11 protein-coding genes are annotated in these 14,805 nt (G+C 65.1%); 2 read left to right on the top strand and 9 right to left on the bottom strand.

Annotated elements, in window-relative coordinates:
• Positions 1 to 273 precede the first annotated feature (273 nt).
• The 3 genes from ACMZ6R_RS18370 to ACMZ6R_RS18360 all read right to left on the bottom strand — a co-directional run bounded on the left by ACMZ6R_RS18370 (position 274) and on the right by ACMZ6R_RS18360 (position 7,001).
• Entirely contained in the window at positions 274 to 2,400 is a 2,127-nt protein-coding gene (locus ACMZ6R_RS18370; protein ID WP_416114197.1) for a cache domain-containing protein, read from the bottom strand.
• Between the two features lie 574 nt (positions 2,401 to 2,974).
• Positions 2,975 to 4,936, bottom strand: a complete 1,962-nt coding sequence (locus tag ACMZ6R_RS18365) for a SurA N-terminal domain-containing protein (RefSeq protein ID WP_416114195.1) — start codon at positions 4,934 to 4,936, stop codon at positions 2,975 to 2,977.
• A 142-nt stretch (positions 4,937 to 5,078) separates the two neighbouring features.
• The gene (locus tag ACMZ6R_RS18360) at positions 5,079 to 7,001 is read right to left on the bottom strand and encodes an aconitate hydratase (RefSeq protein ID WP_416114193.1); all 1,923 of its coding nucleotides are present in this window, start codon (positions 6,999 to 7,001) and stop codon (positions 5,079 to 5,081) included.
• Positions 7,002 to 7,161: 160 nt separating this feature from the next.
• Here ACMZ6R_RS18360 and ACMZ6R_RS18355 point away from each other — a divergent pair, with 160 nt between their 5' ends.
• Complete coding sequence (locus ACMZ6R_RS18355; protein WP_416114191.1) at positions 7,162 to 7,797, top strand: nitroreductase family protein; 636 nt, start codon at positions 7,162 to 7,164, stop codon at positions 7,795 to 7,797.
• Positions 7,798 to 7,982: 185 nt separating this feature from the next.
• Here the strand turns inward: ACMZ6R_RS18355 and ACMZ6R_RS18350 are convergent, their stop codons facing one another.
• The 6 genes from ACMZ6R_RS18350 to amrB all read right to left on the bottom strand — a co-directional run bounded on the left by ACMZ6R_RS18350 (position 7,983) and on the right by amrB (position 13,326).
• On the bottom strand, positions 7,983 to 8,159 hold the full coding sequence (locus ACMZ6R_RS18350) for a hypothetical protein (RefSeq protein WP_416114189.1): 177 nt from the start codon (positions 8,157 to 8,159) through the stop codon (positions 7,983 to 7,985).
• A 451-nt stretch (positions 8,160 to 8,610) separates the two neighbouring features.
• Positions 8,611 to 9,717, bottom strand: a complete 1,107-nt coding sequence (gene ychF, locus ACMZ6R_RS18345; protein WP_416114187.1) for a redox-regulated ATPase YchF — start codon at positions 9,715 to 9,717, stop codon at positions 8,611 to 8,613.
• A 99-nt stretch (positions 9,718 to 9,816) separates the two neighbouring features.
• Complete coding sequence (locus tag ACMZ6R_RS18340) at positions 9,817 to 10,452, bottom strand: YajG family lipoprotein (protein WP_416114185.1); 636 nt, start codon at positions 10,450 to 10,452, stop codon at positions 9,817 to 9,819.
• Positions 10,453 to 10,491: 39 nt separating this feature from the next.
• Positions 10,492 to 11,007 carry a thiol peroxidase gene (gene tpx, locus ACMZ6R_RS18335; RefSeq protein WP_416114183.1) on the bottom strand — a complete coding sequence of 172 codons (516 nt, stop codon included), beginning with the start codon at positions 11,005 to 11,007 and terminating at the stop codon, positions 10,492 to 10,494.
• A gap of 100 nt (positions 11,008 to 11,107) precedes the next feature.
• Positions 11,108 to 12,121: an SPASM domain-containing protein gene (locus ACMZ6R_RS18330; RefSeq protein ID WP_416114181.1), complete on the bottom strand. Its 1,014-nt coding sequence runs from the start codon at positions 12,119 to 12,121 to the stop codon at positions 11,108 to 11,110.
• Positions 12,121 to 13,326 carry an AmmeMemoRadiSam system protein B gene (gene amrB, locus ACMZ6R_RS18325; RefSeq protein ID WP_416114179.1) on the bottom strand — a complete coding sequence of 402 codons (1,206 nt, stop codon included), beginning with the start codon at positions 13,324 to 13,326 and terminating at the stop codon, positions 12,121 to 12,123. Before amrB ends, ACMZ6R_RS18330 begins: the two co-directional genes overlap by 1 nt.
• 206 nt (positions 13,327 to 13,532) lie before the next feature.
• Here amrB and ACMZ6R_RS18320 point away from each other — a divergent pair, with 206 nt between their 5' ends.
• Positions 13,533 to 14,687: a glycosyltransferase gene (locus tag ACMZ6R_RS18320; RefSeq protein WP_416114177.1), complete on the top strand. Its 1,155-nt coding sequence runs from the start codon at positions 13,533 to 13,535 to the stop codon at positions 14,685 to 14,687.
• Positions 14,688 to 14,805 lie beyond the last annotated feature (118 nt).

Below are 14,805 nucleotides of genomic sequence, written 5' to 3'. Positions count from 1 at the left end.
TGGTCCTCCAGGACCTCATCCGTTCCCGGGAAGCCCAAAGCGACCGGAAGAACCAGACCGCCCTGCCGGGCTAGGGACAACTTCGAAAAAAAGTTGGAAGGAAGTGCGAGAGGGGAACCCTTTTTGGGAAAAGGGTTCCCCTCTCGCACTCTCCCCTCCCAAAAACTTTTAACGGTGACAGGCTGTTATCGTTAAGAGTCTTTGGAAGGGGGGGCCGGGGGGAGAACCTTTCTGCAAGAAAGGTTTCCCCCCGGCGTATCTCTTCAAAAACTCTTAAATTCGAACTTTGACGATAGCGAGCAGGTCGTTGGCGTAGGTGCCGTCGCGTTTGTACTCCCGGTAGCCGGCGGAGTGCGAGCAGCCCACGGCGTAGAGCTTGTCGCCCTCGGACAGCAGGTGCGAGGTGAACTGGCCGCAGGAGAGCTGGCAGAAGACGCCGGCCAGGTCGATGTCGTCCCCGGGCGCGATGTCCGGGTTGGTTGCGGCGACGACCTTGCCGCCCGTTTCCACGAACATCCCTTCCGAGCCTTCGAGAATATTGCCCAGGCCGTCGCGCGGCAGGGCATCGTGCAGCATGGAAAGGAACTGGGGCTTGGAATCGAAGACGATGCCGATGCCGCCGAGCACCGTCCCCTCGCGGGCCAGCGAGGTGATGGGGGCGTTGTAGATGTAGGTATGGCGCGCCACGCCGCCCTCCTCGTACAGGTCCGAGGCCGCGAAGTCCGAGACGTGGTAGAGTTGGGAATCGCTGCAAGCCAGAGTCTTGGCAACGTACTGCTCATGGAGCACCCGGCCTTCCTGGCGGTGTTCGTCCGGGTTGGAGCAGGCCAGGATTTTCCCGTTGCGGTCGTAGACGAAGAGGTTGGTGTACACCGTGTAGAGGCTGTTGATGTAGGCCAGGATCTCGCGCATGCGGTCCTGGTCGGCCTCGGACAGGGAGGGCTTTTCCAGCATGCGCCGGAAGTCCGAGGTCAGCGCCCACCAGCGGCAGTCATTGGCCCGCTCGTAGAGGTTGCGGTCCATGATGTCGATGGCCAGGGCGGCCAGAAACTGCACGTCGTGCAGGCGCGAAGAGGTCACGAGCTTGAGCAGTCCGCCGGTGGAGGTCTGGAACACGTGCTGCACCTGGTCGCCGATCTTTTTGACCTCGTTTAAGACGTGGGGCAGGGCCTGGGCCTCGACCCGCTCCGAGGCGTCGGCCTGGATGGATTTCTTGGCGGCCATGATCTCGCCGTTTTGCACCACCAGTTGCAGATCCGACAGCACGTTTTCGGAGGCCTCCTCGACCTTGAGAAGGCGTCCGGAAAAGATAGCGTTGCGCCGGATGGCGGCCTCGTCAAGGCTGTGGCCGTTGGTGCCGTTTTGAAAGGCCGTGGCCACGCGCTTGAGCACCTGTCCGTTCCAGGGCAGGCCGAAAAAACCCTGGTAACCCTTGGTGCCCAGGGTCTTGGACAGGTAGGCCTCGCCGCCGAGCTGGGTTATGGTGAAGTCGTCACGAAGCGAAAACGGATAGGTCCGGCCGACCGGGGCCTTGGCGGGATCGCTCGAGGCGATGGCCCTGCCCCGCTCGTCGAGAATCAGGATGACGGTGTCCAAGGCAAAATTTTTGAGATTCCCGAAGATGCCTTCCATCTCCCCGGCGAAATCGAAGACCAGGCACAGCACGCCGAGCGGCGCGCCGCTGGCGGGGTCCTTGATGGCCTGGGAATAGAGCAGCGCCTCCCCGCGACCGGGCAGCAGGTCGCTTTGCCGGTAGGTCTCGACATAGGACGGGGCGGCCAGGGTCTCGGCAATCAGCGGATCGTCGCTGCGCCTTACGGCATTGTCGCGGTCGAGATGCGCCCGCACGCGACCGGCCGTGTCGAGGATGATGATCTCGTTGTAGACCGTATACTTGTCGCGGTACTGGCGCAGGCGCTCCTCGATGCGGTCCACGGCCCGAGGGTCCGCAAAGCCGGGTGCGGCGTCGCCAGAGGGAACCAGGGCCGCCTCGTCCCCCACGCGAGCCAGGGCCCCGGCCACCTCGCCGCCGCGCAAAAGAAACTGCACGATGTCGTCGTCGGTGGCCAGAAACCCGACGTCCGCCGTGCGTTCGAACAGGTTGCGCTTGAGGATGTCGATGGCCACCTGGGCCACGGCCGCGATCTCGAGGATCACCTTCTGGGTGTTTTCCAGGACCAGGGTGTCGACGAGGTTTTTTTGCAGCGCGGTGAAATTGTCCTGGGTGCTGATGATGAAGTCGATCAGCGTCTGGGCGATGCGGCTGCAGTTGATCTTGCCGGTGAGCGTGGCCCGGGTCCATTGCCTGTCCAGGCGGGTAAGCACCCCCTGACACTGTTCGACGCCGGTCATGGCCTGCAGCAAAGACTGTTCGTGTTTTTTGACGAGTTCCTTGTCCATACGGCACCTCCAGAGGGGAATCCACCCTTGTTGTCTCGACGCATGTTTCGTGGCCGTGGCGTATGGTCAGGCTGATGCGCCGAGGCCCGAAAAACCGCTTTCAAAAAACCGACCGCCGGGCTTCAAACGGCCAGCGCGCATGCGACATTCCTGTACAGGAGTTCGCCTTGCTCCCCGACACGATGCGGTATCAAGAATTCTGTTACACACAATCAACAATACGATACCATTTACCAGTCACCCGCGACGTCCCATCGCCGCCACGGTAACGGCCCAGCCCCTCGCCTTCCGGCCCACCGCCCCGTTGTCGCCCGCCATACGGCGTCGCGCGATCGTCACGGAAACGGATGGCCGCTCCCGTGGCTTCCGCCAGTCGAAACGCTGGTAAAGGGGATATGTTAACGAACATTTCTGTCAATACCGTCATACTTGCCTTTTCGTGACCGATCACCCGCAACCCCCGGCCGGCCAAGCGCAAAAAAAAAGCGGGCGCGCTCGAAACCGCGCCCGCTTGACTGCGTCGTCAGCGTCAGGCTGCCGGGTTCCCCCGGCCGGCCCTCGCCATCGCGACAGGCTACTTCTTGCCTTTGGCCTGTTCCGCCGCGCCGGTCGCCGGCGCGCCCGGCTGGGGTCCCAGGATATCCTGGTTGACGATCTCCACCTTGGCCCCCTGCTGCACCGTGGCCAGGTAGGCCTTGAAGAGCTCGGACTGCTTGGACTGGGACAACGTCGCCAGCCAGCGATCCTTCTCCTTGTCCCACAAGGCGGCGGCGGCCGGGATCTTCTTGTCCAGGCTGGCCAGCACGAACCCGCCGGTCACGGCATAGGCGGCCTTGAACCAGCCCGGCCCCTTGGCTTCGAAAGCCGTCTGGACCAGCACCGGCGCCATGCCGAGGCCCGGGATGAAGCCCTGGCGGCTAAACGGCTGGGACGTGGCGATCTTGTCCTTGTACTCGGCCAGAATCTTCTGTTCCCCGGCCGGGGTATCCAGGGCCTTGACCGTTTCGTCGGCCTTGGCCCGGGCGCGCTTTTGCGCCTCGTCGGCGACAAGACGCTGCTTGATCGCGTCCTTGACGGCATCCAGGGACTGGAAGCCGGCCGGCTGGATGTCCGTCACCCGGGCCAGCAGGAAGCCGTCCTGGGTGGACAGCGGCGTATCGGAAGCGGTGCCCTTTTTCATGGAAAAAAGCACGCCAAGGGCCTGATCGGACAGGCCGAGGTCCGCCGGGGGATTGTCCTTGCTGAAAAAGTCCGCGCTCTTGACCGGCAGTTTCTCGGCTGCGGCCGCCTTGCCCAGGTCCTCGCCCGAGGCGATCTTGTCCTGCATGTTGTCCAGGGACTTGGTCAGCTTGTCCGACGCCTTGCGCTCGGCCAGTTCCTCGCGGATGTCGTCCTTGACCTCGGACAGGGGACGCTCGCCGGCCGCCTGACGTTCGCCGGCCTGGATAAGATGCAGGCCAAGCGCCGTGCGCACGGGCTCGCTGATCTCGCCGTTTTTCAGCGAAAACGCCTTTTCCTCGAACGGGCCGAATTCCTTGGGCAGGCTGCCCTTGGGCAACCAAGCCCAATCCTCGCCGATAAGCCCCTCGGCATTGTTGGGATTTTTGGGCAAAAGCGAAGCGAAATCCGCCCCGGCCTTGAGCTTGGCCGCGATGTCCTTGAGCTTGGCCGTGGCCGCGTCGACCGCCGACTGGGGCGCATCGGCCGGCAGCATGATGAGGAAATGGCGCACCTTGACCTGCTCGGGCCGGGCGTATTTCTTCTGGTTGGCCTTGTAATAGGCCTCGACGTCGGCATCGGACACCTGGTCGGGCTGGGCCAGGGCCTTGGGCGTGAATTCCACGTAGTCGATCTTGATCTTGGCCGGGGTGGCGAACTGGTCCTTGCGGGCCTCGTAGTAGGCCTTGATCTGTTCGTCGGTGGGGTTGATCCCCTTGTCGAAATCCTCGGCCTTGAACATGATGTACTTGATGACGGCCTGCTCGCGCATGAAATCGAAAATGGAGCGGGCTTCGGCTTCGGACACCGACGCCGGCAGGCTGACGAAGGCGGCCAGCTTCTCGAGCAGCAGATTCTGACGGAAGTCCGCCTCGAACTCTCCCGGGGTCACGTCGTTGGCCCGCAGGATGTTTTCGTAGCGCTTGGCGTCGAACTTCTTGGACTTGTCCTGGAAGGCCGGAATCTTGGCGATTTCCGCCCGCAGTTCCTCGGCGGACACGGACACGCCGAGCTTTTTGGCCTGGGCTTCCAGCAGCCGGCTGGTCACCATGTTGCTGAAGACCTGCCAGCGGAAGCCTCCGTCCTGAAGCTCCTTGTCCGTGATGTTGGGATTCTTGTTTTTGACCAGGCGCAGGCCTTCCTTGTAGGCCTTCTCATAGTCCTTGATCAGCACGGGCTGGCCGTCGATGGTGGCGAGCACCGTGGCCTTGTCGCCCTGGAAACTGCCCACGCCCCAAAAGACGAAGACCAGGATGATCAGGCCGAAAACGATCTTGGTGCCCCAGGACTGGGCGTATTTCCGCATGGGATCGAGCATTTTTTCTCCTCGGCGATTCGCACGCCTAGACGGCGCTATGTGTGTTGCGTTCCCGAAATGCGTTTATAAGGTTTTTCGAGGGCGCAACATAATCCCTTTCGAAAGTTTTTGAAGGGGGGTCCGGGGGCATCCCCCTTTTTCTTTACGCGCGGGACCGCCGGACGCTGTTGAGCAGGCCGCCGGCCCGGATGGTCTCCAGCTCCTTGGCGGTCAGGTCGTTGGTGACGGCCACAGGGCCGACGCCCTCCACGGTGATGGACAAAACCGCTCCCGGAGCGATGGTCCCGGTGTCGAAACTGATATCCGCCCCGGCCGGAAGCCGGTCGTAATCCGAAGCGTTCACGAGCAAAAGCGGCAGGATGCCGAAGTTGACCAGATTGGCCCGGTGGATGCGGGCCATGGACTTGGCGATGACCGCCGCCACGCCCAGGTAGCGCGGCCCAAGAGCCGCATGTTCGCGGCTCGACCCCTGGCCGTAGTTCTCGCCGCCGAGGATGATGCCCTTGCCGAGCTTTTTGATGCGCGGCACGAACTCGGCGTCCACCCGGCTGAAGATGTATTCGCTAATCGCCGGAATGTTGGAGCGAAGCGCCGTGATCTGGGCCCCGGCCGGCAGGATGTGGTCGGTGGTGATGTCGTCGCCGACCTTGAGCGCCACCTTGGCCTCGATGCGCTCCGGCAGCGGCGTGAAAGGCGGCAGCGGCGCGATGTTGGGGCCGCGCCGGATCTCCACGCCCTCGCCGCTCTCCTTCGGGTAGAGAAACAGATGGCGGATGTTGGGAGCATTGTCCGGCAAGGTGGCCTTGGCCGGAGCCTCGCCCCAGGTGGCCGGGTCGGAAAACTCGCCGCGCAGCGCGGTCACGGCCGCGGTCTGCGGGCTGACCAGATAGACCTTGGCGTCCTGGGTGCCGGAGCGGCCCTCGAAATTGCGGTTGAAGGTGCGGGCGCTCACGCCGCCGGAAACCGGCGAGCCGCCCATGCCGATGCACGGACCGCAGGCGCACTCCAGAATGCGCGCCCCGGCGTCGAGCAGCGGATCGATGCGGCCGGCCGCGGCCAGCATCTTGAGCACCTGCTTGGAGCCCGGCGCGATGAGCAGATCGGTGGTGGGATCGATGCGCTTGCCCTCCAGGATGTCGGCCACGGCCATGAGGTCGGCATAGGAGGAGTTGGTGCAGGAACCGATGCAGGCCTGGTCGACCTTCATGCCGGCAAGCGAGGCGATGGTGGCGGCCCGGTCGGGCATGTGCGGCGCGGCGGCCATGGGGGTAAGCGCCGACAGGTCGATCTCCACCACCTCGTCGTAGGTCGCGTCGGGATCGGCGGCAAGCGGCGTGAAGTCCTCGGGACGTCCCATGGCGGTCAAAAAGGCCTTGGTGGCCTCGTCGCTGGGGAAAATGGAGGTGGTGGCCCCGAGTTCGGCCCCCATGTTGGTGATGACCGCCCGCTCGGGCACGGACAAGGTGGCCACGCCCGGCCCGGCGTACTCGATGACCTTGCCGACACCGCCCTTGACCGTGAGCATGCCGAGCAGCTTCAGGATCACGTCCTTGCCCGTGGCCCAGCCGGTAAGCTTGCCGGTCAGGTTGACCTTGACCACCTTGGGCATGGCGATGACGTACGCTTCCCCGGCCATGGCCAGGGCCACCGACAGGCCGCCCGCGCCCATGGCCATGGCGCCGACGCCGCCGGCCGTGGGGGTGTGGGAATCGGAGCCGACCAGGGTCTTGCCCGGCTTGGCGAAATTCTCCAGATGCAGCTGGTGGCAGATGCCCGTGCCCGGAGGCGAGAAGATGATGCCGTACTTGGCGGCCACGGTGCGCAGATAGGCATGGTCGTCGGGGTTGCGGAACCCCATCTGCAACGTATTGTGATCCACATAGCTGACGGAAAGCTCGGTGCGCACGCGCGGCAGCCCGATGGCCTCGAACTGGAGGTAGGCCATGGTGCCGGTGGCGTCCTGGGTGAGCGTCTGATCGATGCGCAGGGCGATTTCGGACCCGGGGGTCATTTCGCCGGAAACAAGGTGATCCTTGATGATCTTCTGGGTCAGATTGAGCGCCATGGAAGGTCCTTTTTGATATGACGGAAAGGGGAAAATGTCCGGCCTGCATGCCTTTCCCGGCCGGTGAAGTCAAGGGCCGGGCGCTTCGCCACGGTTTCCCGTATTGACAGCACCACAGGGCGGGGGCACTGCTCTACAGTTGGAAACAAAGGAGTCCGCCATGGATTTTCAAGACGTCATGCGGTCCCGCCGGGCCGTCAACTTCTTCGCCCCCGACCGGGACGTGCCCCCGGAAGACCTGGACAAGATCCTCGAAACCGCCACCCGCGCGCCCTCCGGCTTCAACCTCCAGCCCTGGAAGGTGGCCGTGCTGCGCGAGCCGGCCCAGAAAGCCAAACTGCGCGCCCTGGCCTGGGACCAGCCCAAGGTCACCGAAGCGCCCGTCATCCTCATGTTCCTGGCCGACACCGAAGCCTGGAAACTCTACTCCCCTTCCTTCGAACGCCAATTCTCCTACCTGGTCGAAACCGGCCACTTCAAACCCGAGGACCGCGACGCCTTTGCCGCCTCGGTCAAAAGCCTCTACGGCGAAACCCCGGAAAAATCCCTGGCCTTCGCCGTCAAAAACACCGCCTTTTTCGCCATGACCGTTATGTACGCCGCCGCCGACCTCGGCTACGTCACCCACCCCATGGACGGCTTCGACCACGACGGCGTGCGGGGGGCCTTCTCCATCCCGGACACCTTCTGGATTCCCCTGCTTATGGCCGTGGGACACATGAAGCCGGGCACCGACGTCGCCCCGCCCAAATGGCGCTTCGATCTCGACGACATCACCTACAAGCTCCCCGACTAACTCCCGGAGAAACCGCCATGAGAACCATCCCCGGACTGCTCGTGGCCCTGGCCGCCCTGCTCCTCGCCGCCGGCCCGGCGGCACGAGGCGCTTAAGCGCCTCGACGCCGGACACGATTGCGGCGACAAGATCGCCAGCGGCGAAGCGCCGCATTGAAGATAATATGGAGAAAAGAAAGGAGATTCTTATCGCAGCAAGCCGATCAGCTTTTCCGCGACAGGACTGAAGAAGGCGATGGCCAGGGCCGTAAGGCCAATAAGCACCTTGACCATATTTTCGAGCCGGGCAAGACGGGCGTCCAACATGCCCAGCCGTTTTTCCATGCGCACTTCGAGCTGCGCCAGATCAGCTTTGGTCGCCACCTCCCCCAACAGCGCGTCAGTGGCTCTTTTGTCAGCCGTCTGATAACGCCTCGATAATGGGTTTGGCCGCTTCTTCCCCAAGCGCTTTCCCGATGGCTTTGGATTGGTCGAACAGGAGCGTCATGTATTTCTCATGTGCCGCTTAGCGCAAGAAAGTCAATCCAAAATCATACATGTCTTCCTCGCCCCAAAGGGGCGACGGCGTGGTGGAGGCGGAATTTGTCCGGGACGAGCTTGTCGCGAAGCGGCATGCACCGTCCCGGCAAATTCCGCCTCCATCTTCACTCCCGGCCTTGCCGGCAAGCCATCCCCACTCCCGCCCAGCCAAAGCCGAGTCGGGGGGTCCGGGGGGCCCGTGGCCTCCCGGCGGGGGGGCAGGGGGCGGAGCCCCCGCCGGGGTCCGGGGCGGCGCCCCGGTTCTCCCGTGCCGCCTCCCCTGCCGGCGTTTCGCCTAAACGTTGAACAGAAAGTGCACGACGTCGCCGTCGGCCATGACGTAGTCCTTGCCTTCCTGGCGCAGGACGCCGGCGGCGCGGCATTTCGCTTCGGACTGGTGCTTGATGTAGTCGTCGTAGCCGATGACTTCGGCGCGGATGAAACCGCGTTCGATATCGGAGTGGATCTGGCCGGCGGCGGCGGGGGCTTTTGCTCCGGCGGTCAGGGTCCAGGCGCGGACTTCCTTGGGGCCGGCGGTGAAAAAGCTGATGAGGCCGAGGGTATGGTAGGCCAGACGCGCCACCCTATCGAGACCGGATTCGGTCAGGCCGTAGGAGGCGAGAAATTCCTGGCGCTCGTCGTCGGTCAGCCCGGCCAGCTCCTCTTCCATGCGGGCGCAGACCACGACGACTTCCGCGCCGCGGGCGACGGCGATTTCGCGCACCTTGGCGACCAGCGGCGATTCGCCGTTGGGGTCGTCCTCGCCCACGTTGGCGCAGTAGATGACGCGTTTGGCGGTGATGGGCCGGATGTCGTCAAAGAGCGCCTGCATGGCCGGGGTATCGGCCCCTTCGACGCTGGACGCGGGCTTGCCGTCCATGAGGTGGTCGGCGAGGCGTTTGCCGGCGGCGACCTTGTCGAGCAGTTCCTTGTCCTTGCTGCCCTTGGTCTGTTTGACGAGGCGGTCGAGCCTGTTCTCGAGGACCTGGATATCGGCCAGGATGAGTTCGGTGTCGATGACGTCGATGTCGCGGGCCGGGTCCACGGAACCGGCCACGTGGACCACGTCGTCGTCCTCGAAGGCGCGGGCGACGTGGACGATGACTTCGGTTTCGCGGATATGGGCGAGAAATTTGTTGCCGAGCCCTTCTCCCTTGCTGGCTCCGGCCACAAGTCCGGCGATATCGGTGAAGCGGACGGTGGCGGGCACGATCTGGGCCGGGTTGACCAGGGCGGCCAGGGCGTCGAGGCGCGCGTCCGGCACGGGCACGATGGCGACGTTGGGCTCGATGGTGCAGAAGGGGTAGTTGGCGGCCTGGGCGTTCTGGGCCTTGGTGAGGGCGTTGAAAAGGGTGGATTTGCCGACGTTCGGCAGACCCACGATGCCGACGGAAAGGGCCATGGGGCGGTCATCCTTTTACGGCGGAGCGTCCGCCGGACGGGGCCGGGAGCGGCCGTTTTCAAAAGGGAGCCGGGGCACGCGAAGGCGTCCCCGGCCCGATCATTTAAGCTCCCGCGTACGCAGGACGGTTTTTTCCAGAAAGTGGATCAACTCGTAATCCGAGGCCATGCGGGAAAGCGCCTTGGACACGGTCATGCTCAAAAGCTTGTCGAACTCGGGCTCCACGCCATCGGCCGGCAGCTTCCAGACGGTTTCGCCCTCGTAGCGGCGGGTCATGGTCCGGCCGTTGTTGTCGGCGGTGACGACGATGACGGCCACGGCCTTGGCGGCGAGATGGGCTCCGTCCTTGCTTGGCTTATAGGCCAGATTCTTGAGTTCCACAGTGACGTTTCGCACCACGGACTCGCCGGCCGGGGCCGGGGTGAAGCCCTTGTCGCGCAGGCCCTTTTCCACGGCGATGCGCATGGCCGGAGCCGGATTGCAGGCCGTGGTCAGCTTGCCGGCGAAGGAGGACGTGGGGTCGCAAAGCCCCACTTCGTCGCTCGGCCGGGCGTCCACGACCTTGACCGCGACTGCGACGCCGCGTCCCAGGGCTTCTTTCTCCACGACAACCGTGGGCCGGACCGTGGCTTGTTGCCCGGCGCAACCGGAAAGCAAGGCTGCCAGGACGAAAAAGGCCGCAAAAAGGGCCGACGCCCGGGGGCGTCGGCTCATATCGTGCGTATACTGCTTCATAAGGCGTCCCTGTCCGCTTTCAAAGCGGACGGCCCGTCTCTACAGGACCTTCTTCAGAGCCGCAAGGGCGGCGGCATAGTCGGGCTCGTTGGTCACCTCGGGCACAAGCTCCATGTAGGCGACCTTGCGGTCCGGGCCGACGACCAGCACGGCGCGGGAAAGCAGGCGCAGTTCCTTGATGAGCAGGCCGTAGGCCGTGCCGAAGGAGGCGTCGCGGTGGTCGGACAGCGTCACGATATTTTTCACGCCGGCGGCCTCGGCCCAGCGTTTCTGGGCAAAGGGCAGGTCCATGCTGATGACGAGCGCCTTGGCCTTGCCGGTCAGGCTTTCCATTTCCTTGTTGAACTTGCGGGCTTCCAGGTCGCACACGGCGGTATCGAGGGACGGCACGGCGATGAGGATAAGCCCCTTTTCCGTGAAGTCCGCCAGCTTGGCCGGGGCCAGCTCGTTGGTCAAAACGGTGAAATCCGGAGCCGCGTCGCCGACGCCCACGGGATTGCCGGAAAGGGTCAGGCCATTGCCGAAAAAGGTAATCAGTCCGGTACGATCGCTCATAAGCGTTTTCCTCCTGTGGATGGTACGTCGTCCGGGGGACGACTGTGCCATGTTATGGACCTTGGCCCATCCAGCGTCAACCGGCAGGCGATCCGGGCGCTTATTTGACCGGCACGAGGTAGGAGCGCCAACAGCCGGCGCAGCCTTCGGGCGGCGTGTCGGTATCGTGCTTGTAGCGGAATTCCCGGTAGTCGGGCTCGTTCCAGATGGCGGCGAGGGTATCGGTGTGCAGGTTGCCGCGCACGTCGTGGGGGAAAGGGACGTCCTGGCCGTGGAAGCGGTAGCTGGACTCGCCGGCAAGCGGCACGTTTCGCAGCGGACAGGGGCTCACCGCCCCGTCGGCGGCGAGAAAGAGGCCGCTGCCGGGCGTATCCGGGCAGTGAAAGCGCGAGACCCCGCCGTGGACGAGCCGGCAGTCCAGGCGGATGCCGCGTCCGGCGGCGTCGACGGCGGCCAGGCGCATGGACTCGGCCACACGGTCGTAGGCAGCCTGATCCTCGGGCACGATGACGTCGAACTCGGTATGCTGGCTGGTGGCGTAGGACAGCGGCCGCACCAGGGCCGAACGCACGCTTATGCCCTCCAGAAAACGCGGCAGTTCCTCGAGTTCATGGCCGAGCAGCCCCGAGCGGGTCAGGCTGTAGCGCACGATCACTTCCGGCAGGTGGATCTCGTGCACGGCCTGGACGGTGCGCAGGCGGTCCATGGCCGAAAGCACCGCGAAAAGGCTGGTGCCGCGCCGGCGGAAATTGGTGTCCTCGGTCAGCCCGGCCAGGGGGAAAACCACGGCGTCGATGCCGTCGCGCACCAGCGCATTGGCGTGGGCGTCGGTGAAGCGGCCGGCGTCGGTGCAAAGGACGGCGCGCGCGCCCTTCTTTTTGGCCAGGGCCAGCATGGCCAGGATGTCCGGGTTGGCCAGGGGATCGCCCCAGCCCTGGAAGCGCACCTCGGCCACGGCCGTGATGGCGCCCAGCAGCTTCTCGAACAGGGACAGCGGCAGATCCTGTTCGAGCCAGTGCTTCTTGTGGCTGGCCCTGATGGTGTAGCCGGTTTCGGCGCGGCTGCGGGAGGAGGCCTCCACGTGCAGCACATCGAGGATGATCGGGGCGGCCATCACCGGGCGGTCAGGGCGGCCGCGGCAAAGGTCACAGCCGAGGCGGTTTCGGATTCGCGCATGATGTCATGGCAGGTGACGGTCAGGGCGCAGGAGGACACGACCTCGGCCAGGGTGGCCAGGGAGGCGAGCCCGCACACGTTGTAGCCGTCGTCGACCCGGGCCGATTCCGCCCAGAAGGCCTCGGGATCGCCGGCCGCCAAAGCGGCCAGAAGCGCCGCGTCGTGGGCCATGGCCTCCTGCTCCAGCTCCAAGGCCGGCTTGTCGTGGCCGAACTTGGGGCCGATGTGGGAAAAATCCACGCCCGCGACGAAAAGCGTGTCCGGATCGGCGGCCATCCCGCGCAAGGCGTCGAGAAACGGGCCGGCGTAGTCGAGGAAGGCGCTGCGGGACTGGGCCGACAACACACTTCGCGGCGAACCGCACAAGACCGGCACCAGGCTGAAATCGCCGACCAGCACATGGCGCAAAAACACGGCCTGAAATTCCACCGAATGCTCGTCGCGGTGCTGCAGATCACCCGGGTCGACGCAGGCCCCGCCGGCCCGACGCAGCCCGGCAACCGCCGCCGCGTCGGCCGGGATGTTCCCGAGCGGCGTGCCGTAGGCCTTGTCGGTCAGGCAGTAGAGGCCGCGCAAAATCTGATGTCCCACGCCGAGCACCACCACCCGCTTCGGGGAAAGCCCGCGCAGGGGGGCGTAGGCGGCGGCGTAGCCGGCCCTGCCCGCCTCGGGGTCGATGTGCGGAGCGATGGCGGCCAGGATGCGCCCGTCGCCTAAGGAAAATTCCGGCGCATCGGCCAGGATGGCGTCGAGATAGGGCACGAGCAGTTCCGGATTGTCGGGATAGGCCGGGCCGGCGAAAAGGGGCTCGCGGATATCCCGGGCCGCGAATGCGGCGGCGGCCTCGGCCTTTTTGGCCTGATAGCGGGGGGTATCGAGGAGTCCGCCGGCGTCGAGCTCGGCCAGCACCCGCTCGATGTCCTCGACCGTCACCGGCCGGCCGTCCTGGAGCGCCGTGATCTCCCGTTCGAGGTCGGCAAGCGAGCGCTGCCCATCCATGAGCGCGAGAATCGGCAGGAGTCCGGCCGGCACGCCCGTGCCGTAGGGCACGAGCCCCAGCCGGTCGCGCACGAGGATCATGGAGCGGCCTTCGTGGGTGATGGGAACGAATTCCAGGTCGTGCCGGGCACGAGGATATTGCATGCGCCTGTCCTTGAAAATTCTTCTCATCTCCAAGATAGCCCAGGCGGCGCGCCTTGGCAACGCCGGGACAGTCCTGTCGCTGCGGCGCGCCCAATGCGGTCCGACGCGCCCCGCCGCCTTGATTTCCCCGGGCGATACGGCTACCTCAAGCCCCGACCGGCCCCGTGCGCCGGCCTATCCTCAAATACGTCCGCAACGGGAACCCCATGCACTTTCGCAAAGCCCTGCTCATCAGCCACATCACGGACCTGGCCGGCCCGTCCGAGGCCCTGGAGAACTACCTCCGCGAACGTTCCGACGTCCTCGGCGTCATCTACCACCCGTTCCACTACTGCTCGGACCGCCGCTCCATCGCCCGCAAATACGTTTCCGGGAAGCTCGCGACAGAAAAGAAACGTTGCGGACTGACGCTCCCCAACCTGCTGACCTATTTCAAGGACGCGCTCTTTTCGCTGGTCTTTTTCTTCTCCCTGGGCGGCCGCTACAACGACTGCGTGGCCTGCGACCCGTTAAACGCCGTGGTGGCCATTCTCCTCAAGAAATGCCGGCGGATCGACCGGGTGGTCTTCTACACCATCGACTGGATGCCCGGCCGCTTCGCCAACCCGGTTTTAAACGCCGTCTACCACGCCCTGGACCGGTTTTGCGTGAAAAACTGCGACGCGGCCTGGAACATCTCGCCGCGCATCGTGGACGTGCGCCGGGAACAGGGGCTGCCGGACGCGCGAAACGTGCTCGTGCCTGTCGGCGTGGACCTGGAAAAAATCGACCTGCCGGACAAGTCCGACCGCGCGCCGCGCGATCTGGTGCTGCTGGGAGCCCTTGCCCCGTCCAAGGGCGTGGATCTGGTCATCGAGGCCTGGCCGCGCCTTATCGCCCGCTTTCCCGACCTGCGCCTGCACGTCATCGGCAAGACGCCCAACGACGCCGTCGAGGACGGCGTGGTCTACGCGCCCTACGAGCCGCGCCTGGGCGCACTCGGCGACTCCGTCATCCTCCACGGCGTCATGAACCACGACAAGGTCCTCGAAACGCTGCCGGCCTGCGACATCAGTCTGGCCCTCTACCGCCCCACGGACAACAACCTGTCGCGCTGGGCCGACCCGAGCCGCGTCAAGGACTACCTGGCCTGCGGCGTGCCGGTCATCATCACCGACGTGCCCGAGATCGCCAAGGACGTGGCGGCCGAGCAGGCGGGCGTCGTGGCCGATTATACGTCCGAGGCCGTGGAAGCGGCCGTGGCGGCCATGGTCGAAGACCCGGCCAAATGGCGGGCCATGCGACAGGCGGCCGTCACGTACATGCAGCGCTACCGCTGGTCGACGATTTTCGACGCTTCCTTCGAAGCGGCCCGGGGATAGCCGCCGGGCTCCGCCCGGACCCGGCAGGGGCGCTGCCCCTGCACCCCGCCGGGGGGCCATGGGCCCCCCGGTCCCCCCTTCCGGCGGGCGGCGCTGTCCCCGGCGTCCCGCCGGGGAC

Source organism: Solidesulfovibrio sp. C21, from assembly GCF_047785625.1.
In the GTDB taxonomy this organism is placed as follows: domain Bacteria; phylum Desulfobacterota; class Desulfovibrionia; order Desulfovibrionales; family Desulfovibrionaceae; genus Solidesulfovibrio.
Note: the sequence above shows the minus strand (reverse complement) of the source record. Positions and strands in the feature narration are given on the sequence as shown.